This is a genomic window from Dyella sp. (assembly GCF_035508675.1).
In the GTDB taxonomy this organism is placed as follows: Bacteria; Pseudomonadota; Gammaproteobacteria; order Xanthomonadales; family Rhodanobacteraceae; genus Dyella_B.
In genome coordinates this window covers 1-7548 of record NZ_DATJMN010000398.1, presented here as the reverse complement: position 1 = coordinate 7548, position 7548 = coordinate 1, and the positions used below count along the sequence as shown (strand labels likewise).

General features: G+C 62.7%; 8 protein-coding genes. 7 read left to right on the top strand and 1 reads right to left on the bottom strand.

Annotated elements, in window-relative coordinates; translation table 11 throughout:
* The first annotated feature begins 294 nt into the window (after window positions 1–294).
* Both VMA74_RS21250 and VMA74_RS21245 read left to right on the top strand, forming a co-directional pair.
* On the top strand, window positions 295–1662 hold the full coding sequence (locus tag VMA74_RS21250) for a glutamate--cysteine ligase (RefSeq protein ID WP_325370668.1): 1368 nt from the start codon (window positions 295–297) through the stop codon (window positions 1660–1662).
* Window positions 1659–2300 (top strand): LysE/ArgO family amino acid transporter, encoded by a 642-nt coding sequence (locus VMA74_RS21245; RefSeq protein ID WP_325370666.1) that lies wholly within the window; start codon window positions 1659–1661, stop codon window positions 2298–2300. Before VMA74_RS21250 ends, VMA74_RS21245 begins: the two co-directional genes overlap by 4 nt.
* Before the next feature lie 42 nt (window positions 2301–2342).
* Here the strand turns inward: VMA74_RS21245 and VMA74_RS21240 are convergent, their stop codons facing one another.
* Window positions 2343–2804, bottom strand: coding sequence for a DoxX family protein (locus VMA74_RS21240; RefSeq protein WP_325370664.1), 462 nt, complete (start codon window positions 2802–2804; stop codon window positions 2343–2345).
* Window positions 2805–3113: 309 nt separating this feature from the next.
* Between VMA74_RS21240 and VMA74_RS21235 the strand changes: the two genes are divergently transcribed.
* The 5 genes from VMA74_RS21235 (at window position 3114) to VMA74_RS21215 (ending at window position 7226) form a co-directional block, all read left to right on the top strand.
* A complete protein-coding gene (locus VMA74_RS21235; RefSeq protein ID WP_325370662.1) occupies window positions 3114–3383 on the top strand; it encodes a hypothetical protein in 270 nt (89 codons plus the stop codon).
* Between the two features lie 64 nt (window positions 3384–3447).
* Window positions 3448–4305, top strand: coding sequence for a DUF692 domain-containing protein (locus VMA74_RS21230; RefSeq protein ID WP_325370660.1), 858 nt, complete (start codon window positions 3448–3450; stop codon window positions 4303–4305).
* Window positions 4302–5087 carry a DNA-binding domain-containing protein gene (locus VMA74_RS21225; RefSeq protein ID WP_325370658.1) on the top strand — a complete coding sequence of 262 codons (786 nt, stop codon included), beginning with the start codon at window positions 4302–4304 and terminating at the stop codon, window positions 5085–5087. The genes VMA74_RS21230 and VMA74_RS21225 overlap by 4 nt, the downstream gene beginning before the upstream one ends.
* A 232-nt stretch (window positions 5088–5319) precedes the next feature.
* A complete protein-coding gene (locus VMA74_RS21220) occupies window positions 5320–6267 on the top strand; it encodes an AraC family transcriptional regulator (RefSeq protein WP_325370657.1) in 948 nt (315 codons plus the stop codon).
* Between the two features lie 176 nt (window positions 6268–6443).
* Entirely contained in the window at window positions 6444–7226 is a 783-nt protein-coding gene (locus VMA74_RS21215) for a FadR/GntR family transcriptional regulator (RefSeq protein ID WP_325370655.1), read from the top strand.
* Window positions 7227–7548 lie beyond the last annotated feature (322 nt).

Below are 7548 nucleotides of genomic sequence, written 5' to 3'. Positions count from 1 at the left end.
CAAAGCGGTGGCCTGGGCTTGGCCATCGTCGAAGAGATCGCGCGCAGCCATCATGCGCGGTTCGAGATACTGGATGCATGCGACGGAACCGGCGCGCGGATGCGGGTAGCATTCCCGCCAGGGGTGGCGGAATAGGCATTCGTCCCGCTCGGCGTGGGACTTGTGCCGTGCCTGCCCGCGCGTTTTCGCACTCTTGTGTAGCTGTACTGTCACGTACAATTTTTTTCACAAGCCCCCTTTTCGCAGCGACACGAAGCCTCCATAGTCGGGGGCTATTCCCCTGAGGCTCGCCCCGTGTCCATACCCAGTGCCGTCAAAAGCACCCCGATCTACGGCCGCCAGCAGCTGATCGATTTCCTGGCCGCTGGCGAGAAGCCGCGCGATGCATGGCGCATCGGCACCGAGCACGAAAAATTCGGCTTTCGCACCGACGACCTCAGGCCGCCCGCTTTCGAAGGGGAACGCGGCATCCGTGCCTTGCTGGACGGCATCGCTGCGCGCCATGGCTGGGAAGTCGTCCGCGAAGGCGACACGCCGGTGGCGCTGACGCGCGACAAAGCCAGCATTACGCTGGAACCGGCAGGCCAACTGGAACTCTCCGGCGCGCCGCTGGAAACCATCCACCAGACCTGTGGCGAAGTGAACAACCACCTGGAGGAAGTACGCTCGGTGGCCGACGGCCTTGGACTTGGCTTCTTCGGCATGGGCTTCCAGCCCAAATGGCGTCGTGACGAAATGCCGTGGATGCCCAAGGGCCGCTACAAGATCATGCGCGAATACATGCCCAAGGTCGGCTCGCTCGGCCTGGACATGATGACGCGCACCTGCACCGTGCAGGTCAACCTGGATTTCGAAAGCGAGGGCGACATGGTGCGCAAGTTCCGCACCAGCCTTGCCCTGCAACCGATCGCCACCGCGCTGTTCGCCGATTCGCCGTTTACCGACGGCAAGCCAAACGGCTACCTCTCCTACCGTTCGCACGTATGGACGGATACCGATGCGGACCGCACCGGCATGCTGGACTTCGTGTTCGAAGACGGTTTCGGCTACGAACGCTACGTCGACTACATGCTCGAAGTGCCGATGTATTTCAGCTACCAGGACGGCCGCTACATCGATCTGGCCGGCAAGGATTTCAAGCGCTTCATGACCGGCACGCTCGACGAACTGCCCGGCGTGCGCGCTACGATGAAGGACTGGGGCGATCACCTCACCACGGCCTTCCCCGAGGTGCGATTGAAGCAATACCTTGAGATGCGCGGCGCGGACGGCGGCCCGTGGAATCGCCTGTGCGCCTTGCCCGCGTTCTGGGTCGGCCTGCTCTACGACGACGAAGCGCTGCACGCCGCATGGGAATTGGTCGCGGACTTCTCCCGCGGGGAACGCCACGCATTGCGCGACGGCGTACCCAAACATGCGCTCAAGCTGCCCTTCCGCAGCGGCACCGTGCGTGATCTGGCACGCGAGGCATTGCAGATCGCCGTACACGGCTTGAAGCGCCGCAATCGGCGCAATCGCAACGATGCGGACGAAAGCATCTTCCTCGAACCGCTGATCGAGATCGTCGACGCCAACCAGACACCGGCCGAGCGCAAGCTGGAACTGTTCCATGGCAACTGGAACGGCAGCGTCGACCCTCTCTTCAAGGAATTCGCGTATTGATCGCGGCACATGCCACCCATGCTCCGTTCCTTGACGGCCTGCTGCTTGGCGCGTCGCTGATCATCGCAATCGGTGCACAGAACGCCTTTGTCCTGCGCCAGGGGCTGCTGCAATCGCATCGCCTTCCGGTCGCGCTGTTCTGTGCGCTATCCGATGCGGTGCTGATTGCGGCCGGGGTGGGCGGATTGGGCGCAGCCGTGGGGCAGCATCCTCGCCTGCTGATGGTGGTCGCGTGTATCGGCGCGCTGGTGCTGGCCTGGTATGGCGTCAAGGCGATGCGGCGTGCCTTCCACCCGGAAGTGCTCACGGCCGACACGCATAGCGACGCCGGCAGCGTGTGGAAGGTGCTCGTCACCTGCGCCGGTTTTACCTGGCTCAATCCACACGTGTATCTCGACACGGTGCTGCTGATCGGCAGCCTGGCCGCACCATGGCCTGCGCCGTGGCCGCGCGCGCTGTTCGGCATCGGGGCCGCGACGGCGTCGTTCATCTGGTTTTTTGGCCTGGCCTTTGGCGCGCGACTGCTGGCCCCTGTGTTCCGCAAGCCGACGGCATGGCGCGTGTTGGACGTGCTGATCGCCTTGGTGATGTGGAGCATTGCGGGCAAGCTGCTGCTCTCGTTCCTCGTGCACGGCTAAATGCACACGTAGGCTGGATGCAATCCCAGCCTACGCCGCTGGTCAATCGCGTGCGCGAACACCCAGCCAACGCGCAATCAACGTATCCAGGCTGATCTTTCCCGGCCCCGCGATCAGAAACCAGAAGAAGATCGTGATGTAGAGCACTTCGTCGGCTTCGACATAATCGTCCAGGCTCATCAAGCGACCCGACACCACCAGCGCCAGCGCAACGATCATGTTGATGATCATCGGTATGCTGACCAGGCGGGTGAACAAGCCGAGCATCAGCAGCAGGCCGCCCAGCAGTTCCGTCCATGCCGACAGGGCCGCATTGAACGCCGGATGGGGAATGCCCCAGCCGACGAAGCGCTGCGTAAAGCTGTCCAGATTCTGCACCTTGCCGATGCCGGTCTCCAGCCAGAAATAGCCGAACACCAGCCGTATCACCAACGGTCCCAGCCAGCGCCCTGCATGCAGGATGCCCAGCAAACGCGAAGCGGTCGTCGCCACGAAATGACGCATTGCCTATATTCCGGTTCAAGAAGTAGGTGCATGATGCGTCGGCCCACCCTTAGTCTCCATAGCCGGACGTCCAGACTTTCTTGCCCAGGAACCTGTCGCACTTGAATTGGCCGGACGGCAAATGCGCCTCGACCAGTCAAGTCCGACCGGCCCGGCTCCACCGGACGATCGGGCATAAATGGGGGATGCACGGGTGCAGCGACCGATGGAACGGGGCAGGACAATAGCCTTGTCCGAATTCGCTTCCATGCAACGGACACGCTTTCTGTGCCGCCATGCGGCGACTCATCACTTCTTGGAGCCATAGATATGAACATCAAGACAGTCAATGCCACCGCCATGGCCGTCATGGTGGCCGGCCTGTTTGCCGCTGCAGCGGTGTCCGCCGCGCCTGCCGGAGCGCCCGCCGGCGACCAAGCCATGGTCAAGTGCGTCAACTCCAGCTCCTGCAAAGGCCAGGGCGCCTGCAAGCAGGCCACCAACTCGTGCAAGGGCCAGAACAGCTGCAAGGGCCACGGCTTCACCATGCAGCCGTCCAAAGCCGCTTGCCATGCGGCTCAAGCTGCAGCGAAGAAGTGAAGTGATGCATGACGGGATGCACGCTTAGCCGCGTGCATCCCTTCTTTGAGAGGACAGGCTCACCATGGCCATGCGTGCCGCCCATCGCTCCGACGCACTGCCCTATTTGGGCTACGGATTAGGCTTGCGTGTGGAGTATTACGAAGCCCTGCTCGCACAGCCAGCCGGCATCGAATGGCTGGAGATCGTTTCGGAAAACTACATGGTGCATGGCGGTCTGCCGTTAGTGTGGCTGGACCGTTTTCGCGAGCGCTATCCGCTGGTCATGCATGGCGTGTCGATGTCGATCGGCAGCACCGATCCGCTCGACGACGATTACCTCGCCCGGCTGGCCGCACTGGCCGCGCGCGTCGAGCCGGCCTGGGTTTCCGATCATCTTTGCTGGACCGGCGTACAAGGCGTGAACCTGCATGACCTGATGCCGCTGCCATATACCGAGGAAGCGCTCGATCATGTCGTCGCGCGCGTCAAACAGGTGCAGGACCGGCTCAAGCGCCGCATTCTGCTCGAGAACGTTTCCAGCTATGTCAGCTTTGCCGATTCGCAGTTGAGCGAGTGGGAATTTTTGGCCGAGGTGGCGGAACGTGCCGATTGCCTGATTTTGCTGGACATCAACAACGTGCATGTCAGCGCGATGAATCATGGTTTTTCGGCGCTGGATTATCTGCGCGGCATACCGGTTCCACGCGTGCAGCAGTTTCATCTTGCCGGTTACGAGCAGGGCACGCAGCTGATCGTCGATACGCATGACGCGCCTGTTGCCGACGCCGTGTGGGACCTTTACGCCGAAGCCGTGCGCCGCTTCGGCCGCGTATCGACCATGATCGAACGCGACGATCATTTTCCGCCGCTGTCGGAGCTGATGATGGAACTGGAGCACGCGCGCGCGCTGGCCGAACCGCTGTTACGGGACGCGGCATGACGTCCCTGCAAGCCCTGCAACAACAAATGCTGCAGGCCGTACTGGCGGAAAACCCGCCGGCACTCTCCATTATTCGTGACAACGGCATCGCCGATGCACGCAGCCGATTGGCGGTTTACCAGCATGGTTACCGCGTTCGCCTGCGCGATGCGCTGCAAGCCGAATTCACCGGCCTGCGCAGCATGGCCGGCCGGCGCTTCGGCGCCATGCTGGACAAATACATCGCTGCGCACCCTTCCGAGCACTACAACATCCGCTGGTACGGCGCAGGTCTTGCCGCCTTCCTCGGTTACGCCCATCCCTGGCGCGACCAGCCCCAGTTCGCGGACATGGCGCGACTGGACTGGGCCATTTCCGTCGCTTTCGACGCCGCCGACGAAACCCATGCGAACGTGGCCGACCTTTCCACCGTACCCCCCGATGCATGGCCCGCACTGCGGCTTTCCCTGCAACAGAACCTGCACGTGCTGGATTGCCGCTGCAACGCCGATGCGTTCCGCCGCGCCGCAGATCACGCTCGACCACGTCCCCGCCTGCGCCATTTCGAGCAAGCCAGACAGATCCTGGTGTGGCGCAAGGACACGACCGTGCACTATCGCCGCCTGGATGAAGACGAATGGCAGGTGCTGGGCGCGGCCATCCGAGGCGAATCCTTTGCCGCGCTCTGCGCCGGCCTGGCCGCCCATCACGGTGAAACGGCCGCCATGCCGCGCATGGCGGTGATGCTGCAGGGCTGGCTGGCGGCAGGGTTGATCCGCGGCTGGACGTTCATCCAGACGTAACCGTCGCGCATCGGCGTAACCTATCGAGGCTTCCGGCGAATAACACAGAGCCTGATTAGTGTCTCAGCCTGGTTCGCATCGTTTTGCGTAGCTGTGAGGTGGTTGTGCGTAGCGCAGCGCCGGACTGCCCGTCTGGGCAAGCCGCGCACGGCCACATGCCGGCTCGCAGAAGCGAGGCCGGCTGCACGGAGACACCCATCAGGCTCTCACGCCACGTCACGGAAGCCTGTCCATGCACGTCGATGCCTACGCCAAGCTGACTGGGATCCCCCATCTTCCTTCGGTGGCGCCCGCCCTGGAAGCCTTGCTCAACCAGTCGATGCTGCGCGTCGAGGTGGTGGCCGAACCCAAGTTTTGCGGCTCCTGGTTCGCCGATGCCCCCAGCAGCGGCAACGGCCTGTTCCATCTGGTCGATACCGGCGAATGCCTGATCGAAAGCGAAGCCCTGAATGAAACATGGCACCTGCAGGCCGGCGACCTGGTGGTCTTTCCGCATGGCGCCCCGCACCGGCTGCGTTCGCGCGACGCTGCGACGGACATCACCACCAGCCTGATCTGCGGCGAGCTTCGCTATGCCAGCCATACCCGGCACCCGCTGAGCCATGCCCTGCCAGCCTGTTTCGTGGTGCGCGATGCGCAGGCCGATCTGCTGTTCCGACAGCTTTCGGCGATGATGGTCGAGATCGCACGGACCGACGTACCCGGCCGCAAGGTACTGCTGAACAAGCTAGCCGACACCTTGTTCACGCTTGCCGTCTGCGATTACGCCCACCGCCATGCCGACCAGCAAGGCCTGTTCGCGGCCCTCGCCGACAACCGCATCTGCAGGGTGCTGCAGGCTGTGCATGAGGAACCCGGGCACGCCTGGACCATGCAGAACATGGCGGGTCTGGCTTGCATGTCACGCTCGGCCTTCGCCGAACGTTTTGCGCAATTGATGAACGTTCCGCCCATGCAATACGTCACGCAATGGCGCGTCAATGTCGCGGAGCGGCTGCTGCAGGATCCGGGACTGTCCGTGGCATCGATTGCCGAGCGCCTGGGCTATAGCAGCGAGGCGGCGTTCCGACGCCTATTCAAACGCGTCAGCGGCACCTGCCCTGGCCGCATTCGGGCGGGCAGCCGTCACGCCCAGGAGCTTTGCCGGCAGCCGGACCTGCTTCGCCAAGGTGCCGGGTAACCAAACCTTGCGTTTTCTTTCGCTGTTTCTCGTACCCATCCTGAAACGTGGCATCATTTCCTGCAGGCGCATGGCTAAAGCGCTACAGGTTCGCGTTTCCCGCTGCGATGAGTGAACGATCGGCTTTGTCCATCAGCGGGCCTTTCCCATGGGTGGTATTGAAGGAGAACGGCTGAATGGCATCATTTCGAAGCAGCAGGGATGGCGCCACCAAAACCGTCCATCCCGCACTGGCCCGGCGCCTCCGCAGCGGCGCCGGCCCGATGGCCGCACGCAACCTGCACGGGCACGTGGTGCAGGTACTTGGACAGCGCATCGTCAGCGGTGCGATCAAGCAGGGCGAGGTATTGCCGCCGGAAGCCACCATGGCCGACGAGATGGACGTCAGCCGCACCTCCTTGCGCGAGGCGATGAAGGTGCTATCCGCCAAGGGCCTGGTGGAGGCACGCCCCAAGGTCGGCACCCGCGTGCGCGATTCCCGTTTCTGGAATCAGCTGGATGCGGATGTGCTCGCCTGGCGCTGCGCTTCCATGCCCACCGCGGACTTCGTGCAGAAGCTCTCGGAGATGCGCGAGATCATCGAGCCGGCCGCCGCCGCCAGCGCGGCCCGCCATCGCACGGTCGTGCAGTTGAAGCGGATGCAGCAGGCGTTCGATGCGATGGAAGCCTCGCACGATCCGGAATCCTGGACCAGCGCCGACATCGATTTCCATGAGGCGATCCTCGCCGCCACCGGCAACGAGTTGCTGATCTCGCTATTTTCGGTGATCGAGACGACCCTCAGCAGCTACTTCACGATGTCGGCACTCAGCGCAGTGAATTTCAAATATTCGCTGCCGCAGCACCGCATGGTGCTGCAGGCCATTCGCGACAAAGATGCCGACCTGGCGAACAAGGCGATGCTCAAGGTGATTTCGGATACGAAGGAAAACTTGAGCAACAAGCGGCGCAGAACATAGCCAAACTCAGGGTTACCATTTCCGCCGAGTGAAAATCGATCTTGCTCTGACGCATCTTTAAAAAGGGATTCGCCACTCCCCAGCCAGATCAGAGTGCGCTTTTTTTGAGACAAGGCGTGAAAGGAGCAACTCGATGACACTCCCCTGTCACTCGAAGGCGCACTCCGGCTCCGGGGTTTCTGGGTTTCGCACGAACTGGTTCAGCGTGCCGGCAAGAGCAACCATTGCCACGGCCCTACTTCGAGCAGGCCACGCCGTTCGCGCACCTCACGACGTAGCGATAGGATGCACCCGCAACTTCGACAGCGGCCTCGTCCGCGTT